The sequence below is a fragment of the Desulfitobacterium metallireducens DSM 15288 genome, assembly GCF_000231405.2.
GTDB lineage: Bacteria > Bacillota > Desulfitobacteriia > Desulfitobacteriales > Desulfitobacteriaceae > Desulfitobacterium_A > Desulfitobacterium_A metallireducens.
Genome location: NZ_CP007032.1, coordinates 286,321 through 301,864 on the forward strand (window position 1 = coordinate 286,321; position 15,544 = coordinate 301,864).

Sequence of the window (15,544 nt, forward strand, 5' to 3'; positions counted from 1 at the left end):
GGAGTTATATGTTTTTGTCCAGGGAGGTGTTCGTGAATGCGTGTCGCGCTTAATTTAGCATGTACGGAATGCAAAAACCGTAACTATTCAACGATGAAAAACAAGAAAAATAATCCTGACCGAATAGAGCTTAAAAAGTATTGTAAGTTCTGTAAGACTCACACAACCCACAAGGAAACCAAATAATTTTTTTTTATTATTCGGCTGTACGCCGGGAAGCGTTGTCGAGTATGGTGGTACAGATGTCTTGTAAGGATGTGATCGAGTGGGCGCTATAAAAAAACCAACAAATACTTCTGGACAAAAATCAACCGAAAAGGCGACAGAGTATTTTAGGGGAGTTATAAGCGAACTGAAAAAGGTACAATGGCCGAATCGCCAACAACTTTTAACCTATACAGGTGTGGTTTTGGTGGCTGTTGTGATAGTAGCTGTGTTACTTTGGATTGTCGATAGCGGGCTAAGTTTCTTAATGACAAAATTGCTCGGATAGGCTCTCGAACAGGTTGCCCTTAGACTTGGCAAGGAGGTTTGGGACCGGTATTAGAGGTTCCCTTTTGAATTATGGCGAAAAATTGGTATGTCATTCACACCTATTCCGGTTATGAGAATAAGGTGAAGACGAATCTTGAAAAGCGCGTGGAATCCATGAATATGGAGGACAAAATATTTCGCGTTCTTGTTCCCATGGAAGATGAGATTGAAATCAAAAATGGGAAGAAGAAAATTGCCAAGCGTAAGGTATTCCCAGGATACGTTCTGGTCGAGATGGAAATGACCGATGATTCCTGGTATGTTGTTAGGAATACTCCTGGGGTAACCGGCTTTGTTGGGACAGGTGCAAAACCAATCCCGCTTTTAGAGCATGAAGTCGTAAGTATTTTGCGCCAAATGGGCGTTGAAGAAGTACGAACCCATATTGATTATTCCATTAATCAAAGCGTTCGCGTTGCATCCGGACCCTTTAAAGATTTTGTTGGCGTTGTCCGAGAGATCTTGGAGGACAAAGGTAAATTGCGAGTTGCTGTCTCCATGTTTGGTCGGGAGACACCTGTTGAACTTGATTTTGCCCAAGTCGAAAAAATCGACTAAGCAGATAGAATTACCCTATTAAGGAGGTGTAAAGCATGGCAAAAAAAGTTGTTGGTTTGGTAAAATTAGCGATTACAGCGGGTAAAGCAACACCGGCACCTCCGGTTGGTCCTGCTCTTGGACAGCATGGGGTCAATATTATGGCCTTTTGCAAAGAGTACAATGAGCGTACAAAGGATCAAGCGGGACTTATTATTCCGGTTGAGATTACTGTTTATGAGGATCGCTCCTTTACCTTTATTACTAAAACCCCGCCAGCTTCAGTATTACTGAAAAAAGCAGCGAATATCAATTCTGGTTCGGCTGAGCCTAATCGCAAGAAGGTGGCTAAAGTTGATAAAACCAAAGTTCGTGAAATCGCTGAACTGAAGATGAAAGACCTAAACGCCGCAAGTGTCGAATCTGCAATGCGCATGATCGAAGGCACAGCACGGAGCATGGGAATTGAAATCATCGAAGCTTAATTCGATGCGTGGGAGGGTGTAAACCCGAATCGACCACAAGGAGGTTAAAGAATGTCTAAAGTTGGAAAGAACTATCAAGATGCAGTGAAAGCGTTTGATCGTAATTCCTTTTACGAGCCTGCAGAGGCTTTAGCTACTGTTAAAAAGATTGCGAAAGCAAAATTTGATGAGACAGTAGATGTTGCTTTTAAGCTGGGTATTGATACACGTCATGCCGATCAACAAATTCGGGGGGCTGTAGTTCTACCGAATGGTACAGGTAAAACCCGGTCTGTTCTTGTGTTTGCTAAAGGCGAAAAAGCAAAAGAAGCTGAAGCAGCAGGCGCGGATTTTGTGGGTGCTGAAGACATGATTGCTAAAATCGAGCAAGGTTGGTTTGGTTTCGAAGTCGTTGTAGCTACTCCTGATATGATGGGGTTGGTTGGTAAATTGGGTCGGGTGCTCGGTCCTAAAGGACTTATGCCAAATCCAAAGACCGGAACCGTTACGCTTGATGTAACGAAGGCGATCAAAGAAATCAAAGCAGGTAAGATCGAGTACCGTGCTGATAAAGCCGGAACTATTCATGCACCGATTGGTAAAGTATCCTTCACAGAAGAACAGCTTACAGAGAACTATAAAACTCTGGCAGAAGTTCTGGCTAAAGCAAAACCTGCAGCGGCTAAGGGACAATATGTTCGTAGTGCGACGGTTTCTTCTACGATGGGACCTGGCGTACGGATTAACCCGGCTAAAGCACTCTAATATAATAATTAGAGAAATTGTTTCTTGACAGGATTACACAGATAAGATATACTCAGCAAGAATTAAATAGCAATCCGCTGTAGACAGCAGGGGCTGAAAAGCTTAATAGCCTGCCGAGGTTGGAGAATTGATCCCTAATACTGGGCATTCTTAACCTCTGCATACGCGGAGGTTTTTATTTCTTTATGGGTGAGTGAAATCTGTGGAAGGAGGTGGGCTATAGTGCCAAATTACGAGGGAAAAGCACAAGTCGTTACGGAAATTAAAGAAAAGTTCCAAGGAGCTTCAGGGGTAGTCATTGCTGACTATCGTGGAATAACAGTTGCTCAAGCAACCCAACTTCGTGCTCAATTACGTCAAGCGGGCGTTGAATACCGTGTATTGAAAAATACATTGGTTAGTCGTGCTGCACATGAGGTCGGTATTGAGGGATTGGATTCTTACCTTGAAGGACCAACCGCTGTTGCTTTTAGTGCTGATCCGGTAGCACCGGCAAAAGTTTTATCCGATTTTGCTAAAGGTGTAAAAACCTTTGCAATTAAAGGCGGTGTCGTTGAGGGGAAAGTCGTTGATTCGAACGGTGTGAAAGCTCTGGCTGAACTACCTTCGCGCGAAGTACTCCTTACGCAAGTCGTACGCGGAATGCAAGCTCCATTGGTTGGAATGGTCAATGTTCTTCAGGGACCTATCCGCAAGATGGGTTATGCCTTAGAAGAAGTGCGTAAACTTAAAGAAGCTCAAGCTTAATCAAAGTTCGATAATTTATTGTTCGAACTTTAAGGGGATTGTAAAGAGACCCTTTTTTAAGAAATATTATTAAATTTTAAAGGATTTTAAGGAGGAAATTTTAACATGTCTAAAACTGCTGAAATTCTCGAAGCCGTAAAAGGTTTAACTGTTCTCGAACTCGCTGAGCTTGTAAAAGCTTTCGAAGAAGAATTTGGTGTTAGTGCTGCTGCTCCTGTAGCAGTTGCTGCTGCTCCTGGCGCTGCTGCTCCTGCAGATGTTGCTGAACAAACCGAATTTGATGTTATTCTTGCAAGTGCTGGTGGATCTAAAATCAATGTTATCAAAGTTGTTCGCGAAGTTACCGGCCTTGGACTTAAAGAAGCGAAAGAACTTGTTGATAATGCTCCAAAAGCAATCAAAGAAAAAGTTGGCAAAGAAGATGCTGAAGCTATTAAAGCTAAACTTGTCGAAGCTGGTGCTACAGTAGAAGTAAAATAAGTTTCTTAGTAAACTTAACTCATGCTAACAGAAAAGGTGCTTACTCAGAAATGGGTAAGCATTTTTTTTACAAAAAAAGTTGAATATCTTTCGTTTTTTCTTGACAAATCCAATTTTGCTTGTTATCCTTAATAATTGTTACGTTACATAAAATGCGTATATTATCCACTATATTCCTTTAGCGAAATAGCACACTTCGAAGTGCGTAATGGGGAGATTATCATTTGATCAATCGTATGACTCGAGAGGGATCTCCATAAATAGCGAAGCGAGGTTTTGAAAAGAAGGCCTTGCTTTTGGTTGTTTATGTCTAAATATTATTTCCTCGTGCGAGGACATCACACTTGAGGGGTGAAGCGTAAATGTTCTATCCTGTTAAGGTTGGGACGCGGGAGCGCTGGAGTTATTCCAGAATCCGGGAAGTTCTCGACATGCCAAATCTAATTGAAATCCAGCAGAACTCCTATCATTGGTTTCTTGATGAAGGACTTCGCGAAATGTTCCATGACATTTCTCCAATTCAAGATTTCACCGGGAATCTAGTCTTAGAATTTATTGACTACAGCCTGGGTGAGCCCAAATATGACGTGGAAGAGTGCAAGGAACGTGACGTGACCTTTGCAGCGCCTTTACGGGTAAAGGTTCGCCTCATTAATAAAGAAACAGGTGAGGTCAAAGAACAAGAAGTCTTCATGGGGGATTTTCCGCTCATGACAGCCAAAGGCACGTTTATCATCAATGGGGCTGAACGGGTCATTGTTAGCCAGCTCGTTCGATCTCCTGGCGTCTATTATAATGAAAGTATCGATCCAAGTGGGAAAAAACTCTATGGCGCAACTGTCATTCCTAATCGGGGTGCATGGCTTGAATTCGAGTCGGATTTAAACGATAATTTGTTCGTCCGTGTGGACCGTACAAGAAAGCTTCCGGCAACTGTTCTCATTCGTGCTCTGGGGTATGCTACGAACGGACAAATCCTCGAACTTTTCGAGGACAATGAACATGTCCGCTTGACTTTAGAAAGAGATAATTCTGAGTCTGCGGAAGAAGCTCTGGTCGAAATATACAAACGTTTACGACCAGGTGAACCGCCGACGGTGGATAGTGCACGCTCTCTACTAGAAGCTTTATTCTTTGATGCTAAACGTTATGACTTAGCTAAAGTCGGACGGTATAAATTGAATAAGAAATTAAAGCTGGACATTCCGCCCGAAGTGCATCATTTAACCCGTGAGGACATCATTGCTTCCTTGCGTCAAATGCTTGCTCTGATGAACGGGGAAGGTCATAAAGATGATATTGACCATCTTGGAAATCGCCGTCTGCGTTCAGTAGGTGAGTTGCTACAGAATCAGTTTCGAATCGGTCTTTCTCGAATGGAGAGAGTCGTACGTGAACGGATGACAATCCAAGATGTTGACGTGATTACACCACAAGTTCTCATTAATATTCGGCCTGTTGTGGCAGCAATTAAAGAGTTCTTTGGAAGTAGTCAGTTGTCCCAGTTCATGGATCAAACGAATCCTTTGGCTGAGTTGACGCATAAACGTCGGCTGAGTGCTTTGGGACCTGGCGGATTAAGCCGGGAACGTGCGGGCTTCGAAGTCCGTGACGTTCACTCTTCGCACTATGGTCGGATGTGCCCTATTGAGACACCTGAAGGACCGAACATTGGGTTGATTGGATCCTTAAGCACGTATGGCCGAATTAATCCTTATGGTTTCATTGAGGCTCCTTACCGTAGAGTCGTTGAAAGTCAAGTCACTGAGCAAATTGATTACCTGACTGCAGATGAAGAAGAGAGATTCGTTGTTGCTCAGGCCAATTCTCCTATTGATGATGAAGGACGTTTTCTCGAAGATAAAATCGATGCAAGGCATGGCCCGGACTTTGTTCTTGTTCCACCAAGCCGAGTTGACTATATGGACGTATCTCCGAAGCAGATGGTTTCCATCGCAACCGCTTTGATTCCTTTCTTAGAGCATGACGATGCGAACCGGGCTTTGATGGGTGCTAACATGCAACGTCAAGCCGTACCTCTCCTTCGTACTGATTCTCCTTATGTAGGGACAGGGATGGAATATAAGTCAGCTAAAGATTCTGGTGTTTGTGTATTGGCAGAAAAAGCAGGAGTCGTTGAACGCTCGACAGCTGATGAAATCATCATTCGGCACGATGATGGAACACTTGAAAAACATAAGCTCCTTAAGTACCTCCGTTCTAATCAAGGGACGTGTATCAACCAACGCCCAATCGTAGAAAAAGGAGAAGTGGTTGAGGCTGAACAAATCATTGCGGATGGCCCATCTACTGATCATGGAGAGTTAGCTCTAGGTAGGAATGTATTGATCGCCTTTATGACCTGGGAAGGTTACAACTACGAGGATGCTGTTCTCATTAGTGAAAAACTCGTGCGTGAAGATTACTATACTTCAATCCACATTGAAGAATATGAATCTGATGCTCGTGATACGAAGCTTGGACCTGAGGAAATTACAAGAGACATTCCGAATGTTGGAGAAGATGTCTTGAAAGACTTAGATGAGCGAGGAATTATCCGAATCGGAGCCGAAGTTCGTCCGGGCGATATTCTAGTGGGTAAAGTTACTCCAAAAGGAGAAACAGAGCTGACGGCAGAGGAACGACTCCTCCGCGCGATTTTCGGAGAAAAAGCTCGTGAAGTTAGAGATACCTCGCTCCGCGTACCTCATGGAGAAGCCGGTAAAATTGTCGATGTCAAAGTATTTACGAGAGAAAATGGAGATGAGCTCGCTCCAGGTGTTAATGAACTTGTTCGGGTTTATATCGCTCAAAAACGGAAAATTTCCGTGGGTGATAAAATGGCTGGACGCCATGGTAACAAAGGGGTTATTTCGAGAATTATGCGTGAGGAAGATATGCCTTTCTTACCTGATGGCACCCCTGTTGAGATCGTTTTGAATCCGCTGGGTGTTCCGTCCCGGATGAATATTGGTCAGGTTCTGGAGACCCACCTTGGCTGGGCTGCAAAGACTCTCGGGGTAAAGGTTGCAACTCCTGTATTTGATGGAGCTCGAGAAGAAGATGTTTTCGAAACCTTGAAAAAAGCAGGACTTCCTGAAAACGGAAAAACAGTTCTTTATGATGGACGTACGGGTGAGCCTTTTGACAACCAAATCACCGTGGGAATTATGTACTTCTTGAAACTCCACCATTTGGTTGATGATAAAATTCATGCTCGTTCTACAGGACCATACTCTCTTGTTACACAACAGCCTCTCGGTGGTAAAGCGCAGTTCGGCGGACAACGTTTTGGAGAAATGGAAGTATGGGCACTTGAGGCTTATGGAGCTGCTTATACTTTACAAGAGATACTTACCGTTAAGTCCGATGATGTCGTGGGTCGTGTCAAGACTTATGAAGCGATTGTTAAAGGTGAAAATATCCCTGAGCCGGGTGTCCCTGAGTCCTTCAAAGTTCTCATTAAGGAACTCCAGAGCTTAGCCCTTGATATTCGGGTGCTTACCGAGGATGATCAGGAAGTTGAGATTCGCGAGATCGACGAAGATGTGACTGAACAAGCAAAGGAATTGGGGATGGATCTCGTAGAGGAAATGCCAACGACTCCTGAACTCGTGGAAACGACCGAAGAGGACGAAGGAGAAGAAGGCTTCGAAGAGGAAACTGTAGAAGTAATCTCAGAAGAAGACGAAGGAAGCTTCGACGATTTCGAGTAATTCCCAGGCGAAAGGAGAGAGGACCTTGTTAGACTCCAATAACATTGATCGGATGCGTATTGGCCTGGCTTCTCCGGAAATGATCCGTGCCTGGTCGCATGGAGAAGTAAAGAAGCCAGAAACCATTAACTATCGTACTTTAAAACCAGAACGAGAAGGCCTTTTTTGCGAAAAGATCTTTGGACCAACACGTGACTGGGAATGCCACTGTGGTAAATATAAGCGGGTGCGGTATAAGGGAATCGTTTGTGACCGTTGCGGTGTTGAAGTTACACGTTCGAAGGTACGCCGCGAGCGGATGGGACATATTGAGTTAGCTGCTCCGGTATCTCATATTTGGTATTTCAAAGGAATTCCAAGCCGAATGGGACTTCTTCTCGACATGTCGCCCCGTTCCTTGGAAAAGGTCCTTTATTTCGTATCCTACATCGTAACCGATGCGGGGGATACTTCATTGATCAAGAAACAACTTCTCACTGAAACGGAATACCGAGAATATCGAGATAAGTACGGTAATCGTTTCCAAGCAGCAATGGGTGCTGAAGCCATTAAAGTTCTTCTTGAAGAAATGGACTTAGATAAACTTTATGACGAGTTACGCACTGAGCTGAAAGAGGTTTCTGGACAACGTAAAATCCGGGCTATTCGGCGTTTAGAAGTGGTTGAAGCCCTCAAGATTTCGGGAAACCGTCCTGAGTGGATGATTATGGATGTTGTCCCGGTTATTCCACCAGAACTCCGTCCTATGGTTCAGCTTGACGGTGGACGTTTTGCGACTTCTGACTTAAACGACCTCTATCGTCGTGTTATTAACCGGAATAATCGGTTGAAGCGTCTCTTAGATTTAGGTGCACCTGATATCATTGTTCGCAACGAAAAGCGGATGCTCCAAGAAGCCGTTGATGCTTTGATTGATAATGGTCGTCGTGGACGTCCTGTAACCGGACCGGGTAACCGTCCGTTGAAATCTTTGAGTGACATGCTTAAAGGTAAGCAAGGCCGTTTCCGTCAAAACTTGCTCGGAAAACGGGTTGATTACTCCGGACGTTCCGTAATCGTAGTTGGACCAAATCTTAGAATGCATCAGTGCGGTCTGCCTAAAGAAATGGCAATCGAACTTTTTAAACCCTTTGTCATGAAAAAACTTGTTAATGAAGGGTATGCTCATAATATTAAAAGTGCTAAACGCATGGTTGAACGCGTTCGCCCAGAAGTTTGGGACGTTCTCGAAGAAGTAATTACAGAACACCCTGTTCTTTTGAACCGTGCACCAACATTGCACCGCCTTGGGATTCAAGCTTTCGAGCCTATCCTTGTTGAAGGACGTGCCTTGCAAATTCATCCTTTGGTATGTACAGCTTATAACGCTGACTTTGATGGAGACCAAATGGCAGTCCATGTGCCTCTTTCATCAGAGGCGCAAGCAGAAGCTCGAATTCTGATGTTATCTTCGCATAATATTTTGAACCCCAAAGATGGTCGTCCTGTTGCCTCCCCAACTCAGGATATGGTCCTTGGTTCATATTACCTAACTATGGATCGCCCGGGTGCCCAAGGGGAAGGAAAGATCTTCAAAGACATGGATGAGGCTGTATTGGCCTATGACGCGAAGGAACTTAACCTTCAAGCCGAGATTAAGGTCCGGCAAGAAGATGGAACGCTTCTGGAGACGACGGTTGGCCGTTTGATTTTTAACTCTGTGATTCCACCAGAAGTAGGTTATATCAATGAAGTCCAGGGCAAAAAACAACTGAACAATATTGTAGCGAAGTCCTACCGCTTATGTGGGTATCAGGCTACGGCTGATCTACTCGATGGAATTAAGAGTTTAGGTTTTAAATACTCGACAAAGGCCGGTATGACAGTAGGTTTGGCTGACATTACCGTTCCAAAAGAGAAGAGAGAGCTTTTAGCTGCGGCCGATGATCGAGTTGCGAAAACGGAACAACAATACCGTCGTGGTCTCATCACCGATGAAGAGCGCTATGGTAAGGTCATTGAGATCTGGACCAAAGCTACTGACGATGTTACACAAGCGCTGATGAATACGCTCGATCATTTCAATCCAATTTACATGATGGCAACCTCTGGGGCACGTGGTAATATTCAACAGTTACGTCAGTTGGCCGGTATGCGTGGACTCATGGCTGATCCGTCAGGACGAACGATTGAGTTGCCTATTAAGGCGAATTTCCGTGAAGGACTTACCGTTTTAGAGTACTTCATTTCCTCCCATGGTGCTCGGAAAGGTTTGGCTGATACAGCTCTGCGGACCGCAGACTCTGGATACCTCACTCGTCGATTGGTTGATGTCTCCCAGGATGTTATTGTCCGTGAGGACGACTGCGGTACGACCCAAGGAATTCTTGTGGAAGATATCAAAGATGGCCCAGAAGTCATTGAAAAACTTGAGGAACGTCTTGTAGGGCGCTTTGTCCTCGAGGATGTTAAAGATCCAAAGACCGGTGAAATTTTAGCAACAACGGAAAATGAAATCACTGAAGAGCAGGCAAAGGCAATTGCTGGAGTCTACGATCAACTCAAAATCCGTTCGGTGCTAACCTGTAAGAGTCGCCACGGTGTCTGCAAGAGGTGCTATGGACGGAACCTCGCGACGGGTCGCCCTGTTGAAATGGGTGAAGCAGTCGGTATTATTGCAGCACAGTCAATTGGTGAGCCTGGAACTCAGCTTACCATGCGGACATTCCACACAGGTGGTGTTGCTGGAGACGATATCACGCAAGGTTTACCACGGGTCGAGGAGCTATTTGAAGCCCGTAAACCAAAGGGTCAAGCGATCATTTCAGAAGTCGATGGAACAGTTACCGTGCGAGAAGTTAAGGGACGTCGTGAAGTCGAAATCGTGACTGAGAGTGATGAGCATGTCAACTATACAATTCCATATGGCTCTCGCCTGAAAGTTAGAGATGGTGTTCGGGTTGAAGCGGGAGACGAGCTTACTGAAGGAAGCGTTAACCCCCATGACATGTTAAAGGTCAAAGGGATACGCGGAGTCCAGGTCTATCTCGTCGGTGAAGTACAACGGGTTTATCGCCTTCAAGGTGTTGATATCAATGATAAACACATTGAAGTCATGGTTCGCCAGATGCTTCGCAAGGTGAAGATCGAGGAAGCTGGAGATACCAATCTCTTGCCAGGTGCCTTGATTGATGTCTTTGAATTTGAGGAAGAGAATGCGAAGGCTATAGCCTCAGGTGGTGAGCCTGCAGTTGCCCGTCCTGTTCTTCTTGGAATCACGAAAGCTTCACTCGCTACAGATTCCTTCCTTTCCGCAGCTTCCTTCCAGGAAACGACACGTGTCTTAACCGATGCTGCGATCAAAGGAAAAGTTGATCCATTGTTAGGATTGAAGGAGAACGTGATCATTGGTAAGTTGATTCCTGCTGGAACAGGAATGTCACGTTATCGCAATGTCAAAATTATCGATTCGGAAGAAGTTTGAAATCTTGACACTAGAAATCACGGGTGCTAGAATACTATAGTGTGATTTAATGGTATAATATTGAGTGATAGACCATTAAATTTGAGGAGGAAAGCATTATTATGCTTGATGAAACCTTAAAAAATTCAAGGCACAAGACAGTTGGAGTGAAGCAAACCCAACGCGCCTTGGAAAAAGGAATTGTGCGAGAGGTGTTCATTGCAAAAGATGCTGAGCAGCATGTCCTTCGTCCAATTATTGAATCCTGTAAGACCCTTGGGATTGAAATGGTCGAAATTCCAACGATGATTGATCTTGGAAAGGCATGCGGCATTGAAGTAGGAGCAGCTGTAGCTGCTTTGACTGCTGAGTAGCACGGGTCCTAGGTAATTCTATTGTTATTTTTAGGAATTGCTTGACTGATGCTGAGACAAGCAATTCCTTTGATATTCTCTTTGTAGAGGAAGGAGGTTTAGATATGCCGACAATTAACCAGCTAATTCGTCAGGGACGCTCAAAGTTGACAAAGAAATCAACAGCTCCTGCATTACAATGGGGCATGAACTCTTTAAAACGTAAGCAGTATCCTTCAGGTGGATCACCACAAAAACGTGGAGTATGTACTCGGGTTTATACAACCACACCTAAAAAACCTAACTCAGCTCTTCGTAAGGTAGCTCGTGTACGTTTGACTAATGGAATTGAGGTTACCTCATATATTCCAGGAATTGGCCATAATTTACAAGAGCACTCCGTCGTACTTGTACGTGGAGGCCGTGTTAAGGACTTGCCTGGTGTTCGTTACCATATCGTTCGGGGAGCTTTAGATACCTCCGGCGTACAAAAACGTATGCAAGCTCGTTCTAAATATGGCGCAAAACGCCCGAAAAAAGCGAAGTAATCATTTAATGATTGAATAGGTGTAATTACGAAAAAGCAAAGGGGGGAAATGATTTGCCACGTAAGGGATATATCGCGAAACGTGAGGTTTTGCCGGATCCTATTTATAAAGACCGGACTTTGACGAAGTTTATTAACCAAATCATGTTGGACGGTAAAAAGGGAACTGCAGAATCGATTTGCTATAACGCATTTGAACAAATCCGTGAGAAGACAGGTAAAGATCCAATGGAAGTCTTTGAAACGGCTCTTAAAAATGTAATGCCTGTACTTGAAGTTAAAGCTCGCCGTGTTGGGGGCGCTAACTACCAAGTGCCCATTGAAGTTCGCCCTGAACGTCGTCAAACCTTAGGGTTGCGCTGGCTTGTGGGAAACGCTCGCAAACGGAGTGAAAAGACGATGGATGAGAAGATTGCAGGCGAACTAATGGATGCTGCTAACAATACGGGTGGTTCCATCAAGAAAAAAGAAGATATGCATAAAATGGCAGAAGCTAATAAAGCATTTGCGCATTTCCGTTGGTAGGATAGTTTATATTACCTTCGGAAATGACTATCGTAGAAAGGGGGATTATCAGTGGCAAGGCAATTTTCATTAGAGAAAACCCGGAATATCGGCATTATGGCCCATATTGATGCTGGTAAGACAACCACGACCGAGCGTATTCTTTTCTATACCGGACGTGTTCATAAAATCGGGGAAGTTCATGACGGGGCTGCAACAATGGACTGGATGGTTCAGGAGCAAGAACGTGGAATCACGATTACTTCTGCTGCAACAACCGCTCATTGGAAAGATCACCGAGTTAACATCATTGATACACCAGGGCACGTGGACTTCACAGTTGAAGTTGAACGTTCTTTGCGTGTACTCGATGGCACTGTGGCAGTGTTTGATTCTGTCTCCGGTGTAGAGCCTCAATCTGAAACAGTATGGCGGCAGGCAGATAAATATGGGGTACCCCGTATTGCCTATATCAATAAAATGGACCGCATGGGTGCCGATTATTTCCGGGCAGTATCTATGATTGCTGATCGGTTAGGTGCGCACCCAGTTCCGATTCAAATCCCAATTGGCTCAGAAGAAGACTTTAAGGGTCTCGTGGATTTGGTGACGATGGAAGCGTTAGTGTATACTGACGATTTGGGTACGACTAGCGAACACACCGGTATCCCCGGAGACTTAGTCGAGATAGCCAATGAGTATCGTGAGAAACTCGTTGAAGCTGTAGCAGATACGAGCGAAGAACTCATGATGAAATATCTAGAAGGTGAAGAATTAACAGAGCAAGAAATCCGTGCAGGACTTCGTAAAGGAACGATTGCTAATAAATTTGTTCCCGTGCTCTGCGGATCTTCGTTCAAGAACAAAGGGGTACAACCGCTTTTAGACGCGGTTGTCGATTATATGCCTTCCCCGCTTGATGTACCTGCTATTAAAGGTGTACATCCAGAGACTGGCGAAGAAGATCATCGTGAAGCTGATGATTCAGCGCCTTTCTCCGCCTTGGCCTTTAAGATTATGGCTGACCCATTTGTGGGCAAATTGGCATTTTTCCGGGTATACTCGGGAGTTTTATCCTCAGGTTCTTATGTCTACAATTCCAACAAAGGTAAACGCGAACGGATTGGCCGGATTCTCTTAATGCACGCCAACCATCGTGAAGAAATTTCAGAAGTTTACTCTGGAGATATCGCTGCTGCTGTTGGACTCAAAGACACGTCAACAGGGGATTCCCTCTGTGATGAAAAGTTCCCTATTGTTTTAGAGTCCATGGTTTTCCCTGAGCCGGTAATTGATGTTGCTGTTGAACCCAAAACAAAAGCTGACCAAGAAAAAATGGGAATCGCTCTTGCTCGTTTAGCAGAAGAAGATCCAACCTTCAAAATGCATACCGATCAAGAGACTGGACAAACCATTATTTCAGGTATGGGTGAGTTACACTTAGAGATTATTGTTGACCGGATGCAACGCGAGTTCAAAGTAGAATGCAATGTGGGTCGTCCTCAGGTTGCTTATCGAGAAACGATTCGCCGTTCAGTTAAGTCTGAAGGTAAGTTCGTTCGTCAATCTGGTGGCCGTGGTCAATATGGACACTGTTGGGTTGAACTCGAACCTCTTGAACCCGGTAGCGGTTTTGAATTCGTCAATAAGGTCGTCGGCGGTGTGATCCCGAAAGAATATATTAACCCAATTGGACAGGGTATCGAAGAAGCTATGCAGAATGGTATCCTTGCAGGATATCCGGTAGTCGATATGCGTGCCACTGTTTATGATGGATCTTATCATGATGTTGACTCTTCTGAAATGGCCTTCAAAATTGCAGGTTCAATGGCATTCAAAGCAGGAGCGCTGAAAGCCAATCCTGTGATTCTCGAACCCGTCATGAAAGTCGAAGTCACGGTTCCTGAATCGTATATGGGTGATGTTATCGGAGATATCAACTCTCGTCGTGGACGGATTGAAGGAATGGAAGCCCGCTCTGGAGCTGAAGTTATCCATGGATTTGTGCCACTGAGCGAAATGTTTGGCTATTCAACAGACCTTCGTTCTCGGACTCAAGGACGTGGAACTTACTCCATGCAGATGGATCACTTTGATGAAGTACCCAAAAATATCGCTGAAGGCATTGTCGCAAAGCGAACTGGGTCTAAAGAATAATTTTAAGGAGTGAAATTCTAATGGCAAAGCAAAAGTACGAACGTACTAAACCTCACGTTAATGTAGGAACCATTGGTCACGTTGACCATGGTAAAACTACAACTACTGCTGCTATCACCACTGTTCTCTCTAAATCCGGTGGTGCAATTGCAACAGCATTTGATCAAATCGACAAAGCTCCAGAAGAACGTGAACGTGGAATCACAATTTCCACTGCACACGTTGAGTATGAAACAGGTAATCGTCACTATGCACACGTAGACTGCCCAGGACACGCTGACTATGTTAAGAACATGATCACCGGTGCTGCTCAAATGGACGGCGCTATCCTCGTAGTATCTGCTGCTGATGGCCCAATGCCACAAACCCGTGAGCATATCCTTCTTGCTCGTCAAGTTGGCGTTAAGTACATCGTTGTATGGCTTAACAAAGCTGACATGGTTGATGATCCAGAACTTATGGAACTCGTTGAAATGGAAATTCGCGAACTCTTAAATGAGTATGAATTCCCTGGCGACGATATTCCGATCGTTCCTGGTTCTGGCCTTAAAGCACTCCAATGTGGTTGTGGATCTCGTGACTGCGAATGGTGCGGTAAGATCTGGAACTTAATGGATGCAGTAGATTCCTACATCCCGACTCCAGAACGTGCTACTGATAAACCGTTCCTTATGCCTGTCGAGGACGTATTCACGATCACTGGTCGTGGTACAGTTGCTACTGGTCGTGTAGAACGTGGTATGGTTAAAGTCGGCGATGAAATTGAAATCGTAGGCTTGTCAGAAGCTCCGAAGAAGACTGTTGTTACCGGTGTTGAAATGTTCCGTAAACTCCTCGATCAAGCCGTTGCTGGCGATAACATTGGAGCTCTTCTCCGTGGTATTGACCGTAAAGAAATCGAGCGCGGACAAGTTTTGGCGAAAACCGGATCAATTAAACCTCATACGAAATTTTCCGGTGAGGTTTATATCCTCAGCAAAGAAGAGGGTGGACGTCATACTCCTTTCTTCAACAACTATCGTCCTCAATTCTACTTCCGTACAACTGACGTAACTGGTGTAATCACTCTTCCTGAAGGCGTTGAAATGGTAATGCCTGGCGACCGTGTAACGATCACCTGCGAAATTATCAGCCCAATCGCTATGGAAGAAGGACTTCGCTTCGCTATCCGCGAAGGTGGACGTACTGTTGGATCAGGCGTTGTTGCTACAGTTATCGCTTAATTTATAAGAAGTACAGGCCAGAGAGAAATTATGAGAGATGCCGCAGATTAACGCTGCGGCATCCTGGCTCGCAAT

The 15,544-nt window shown here is 44.7% G+C and carries 14 protein-coding genes and 1 other annotated feature; all 14 genes read left to right on the plus strand.

Going from position 1 to position 15,544, the window contains the following annotated elements:
* Nucleotides 1-36: 36 nt before the first annotated feature.
* Nucleotides 37-186 carry a 50S ribosomal protein L33 gene (rpmG, locus tag DESME_RS01310; protein ID WP_006716321.1) on the plus strand — a complete coding sequence of 50 codons (150 nt, stop codon included), beginning with the start codon at nucleotides 37-39 and terminating at the stop codon, nucleotides 184-186.
* Nucleotides 187-265: 79 nt separating this feature from the next.
* Entirely contained in the window at nucleotides 266-493 is a 228-nt protein-coding gene (gene secE, locus DESME_RS01315; protein WP_006716322.1) for a preprotein translocase subunit SecE, read from the plus strand.
* 71 nt (nucleotides 494-564) lie between these two features.
* Nucleotides 565-1,092, plus strand: a complete 528-nt coding sequence (nusG, locus tag DESME_RS01320; RefSeq protein WP_006716323.1) for a transcription termination/antitermination protein NusG — start codon at nucleotides 565-567, stop codon at nucleotides 1,090-1,092.
* 35 nt (nucleotides 1,093-1,127) lie between these two features.
* Nucleotides 1,128-1,556: a 50S ribosomal protein L11 gene (rplK, locus tag DESME_RS01325; RefSeq protein ID WP_006716324.1), complete on the plus strand. Its 429-nt coding sequence runs from the start codon at nucleotides 1,128-1,130 to the stop codon at nucleotides 1,554-1,556.
* A gap of 51 nt (nucleotides 1,557-1,607) precedes the next feature.
* The gene (gene rplA / locus DESME_RS01330; protein WP_006716325.1) at nucleotides 1,608-2,300 is read left to right on the plus strand and encodes a 50S ribosomal protein L1; all 693 of its coding nucleotides are present in this window, start codon (nucleotides 1,608-1,610) and stop codon (nucleotides 2,298-2,300) included.
* A 59-nt stretch (nucleotides 2,301-2,359) separates the two neighbouring features.
* Nucleotides 2,360-2,487 (plus strand) — a sequence feature (ribosomal protein L10 leader region).
* 35 nt (nucleotides 2,488-2,522) lie between these two features.
* On the plus strand, nucleotides 2,523-3,047 hold the full coding sequence (rplJ, locus tag DESME_RS01335; RefSeq protein WP_006716326.1) for a 50S ribosomal protein L10: 525 nt from the start codon (nucleotides 2,523-2,525) through the stop codon (nucleotides 3,045-3,047).
* Between the two features lie 105 nt (nucleotides 3,048-3,152).
* Nucleotides 3,153-3,527, plus strand: a complete 375-nt coding sequence (gene rplL, locus DESME_RS01340) for a 50S ribosomal protein L7/L12 (protein ID WP_006716327.1) — start codon at nucleotides 3,153-3,155, stop codon at nucleotides 3,525-3,527.
* 362 nt (nucleotides 3,528-3,889) lie between these two features.
* Nucleotides 3,890-7,243, plus strand: coding sequence for a DNA-directed RNA polymerase subunit beta (rpoB, locus tag DESME_RS01345; protein WP_006716328.1), 3,354 nt, complete (start codon nucleotides 3,890-3,892; stop codon nucleotides 7,241-7,243).
* Between the two features lie 25 nt (nucleotides 7,244-7,268).
* Complete coding sequence (gene rpoC / locus DESME_RS01350; RefSeq protein ID WP_006716329.1) at nucleotides 7,269-10,706, plus strand: DNA-directed RNA polymerase subunit beta'; 3,438 nt, start codon at nucleotides 7,269-7,271, stop codon at nucleotides 10,704-10,706.
* Nucleotides 10,707-10,807: 101 nt separating this feature from the next.
* A complete protein-coding gene (locus DESME_RS01355) occupies nucleotides 10,808-11,059 on the plus strand; it encodes a L7Ae/L30e/S12e/Gadd45 family ribosomal protein (protein WP_006716330.1) in 252 nt (83 codons plus the stop codon).
* 104 nt (nucleotides 11,060-11,163) lie between these two features.
* Entirely contained in the window at nucleotides 11,164-11,586 is a 423-nt protein-coding gene (gene rpsL, locus DESME_RS01360; RefSeq protein ID WP_025248599.1) for a 30S ribosomal protein S12, read from the plus strand.
* 53 nt (nucleotides 11,587-11,639) lie between these two features.
* The gene (gene rpsG / locus DESME_RS01365) at nucleotides 11,640-12,110 is read left to right on the plus strand and encodes a 30S ribosomal protein S7 (protein ID WP_006716332.1); all 471 of its coding nucleotides are present in this window, start codon (nucleotides 11,640-11,642) and stop codon (nucleotides 12,108-12,110) included.
* A gap of 51 nt (nucleotides 12,111-12,161) precedes the next feature.
* Entirely contained in the window at nucleotides 12,162-14,246 is a 2,085-nt protein-coding gene (fusA, locus tag DESME_RS01370; protein WP_006716333.1) for an elongation factor G, read from the plus strand.
* A 20-nt stretch (nucleotides 14,247-14,266) separates the two neighbouring features.
* Nucleotides 14,267-15,469: an elongation factor Tu gene (tuf, locus tag DESME_RS01375; RefSeq protein ID WP_006716334.1), complete on the plus strand. Its 1,203-nt coding sequence runs from the start codon at nucleotides 14,267-14,269 to the stop codon at nucleotides 15,467-15,469.
* Nucleotides 15,470-15,544 lie beyond the last annotated feature (75 nt).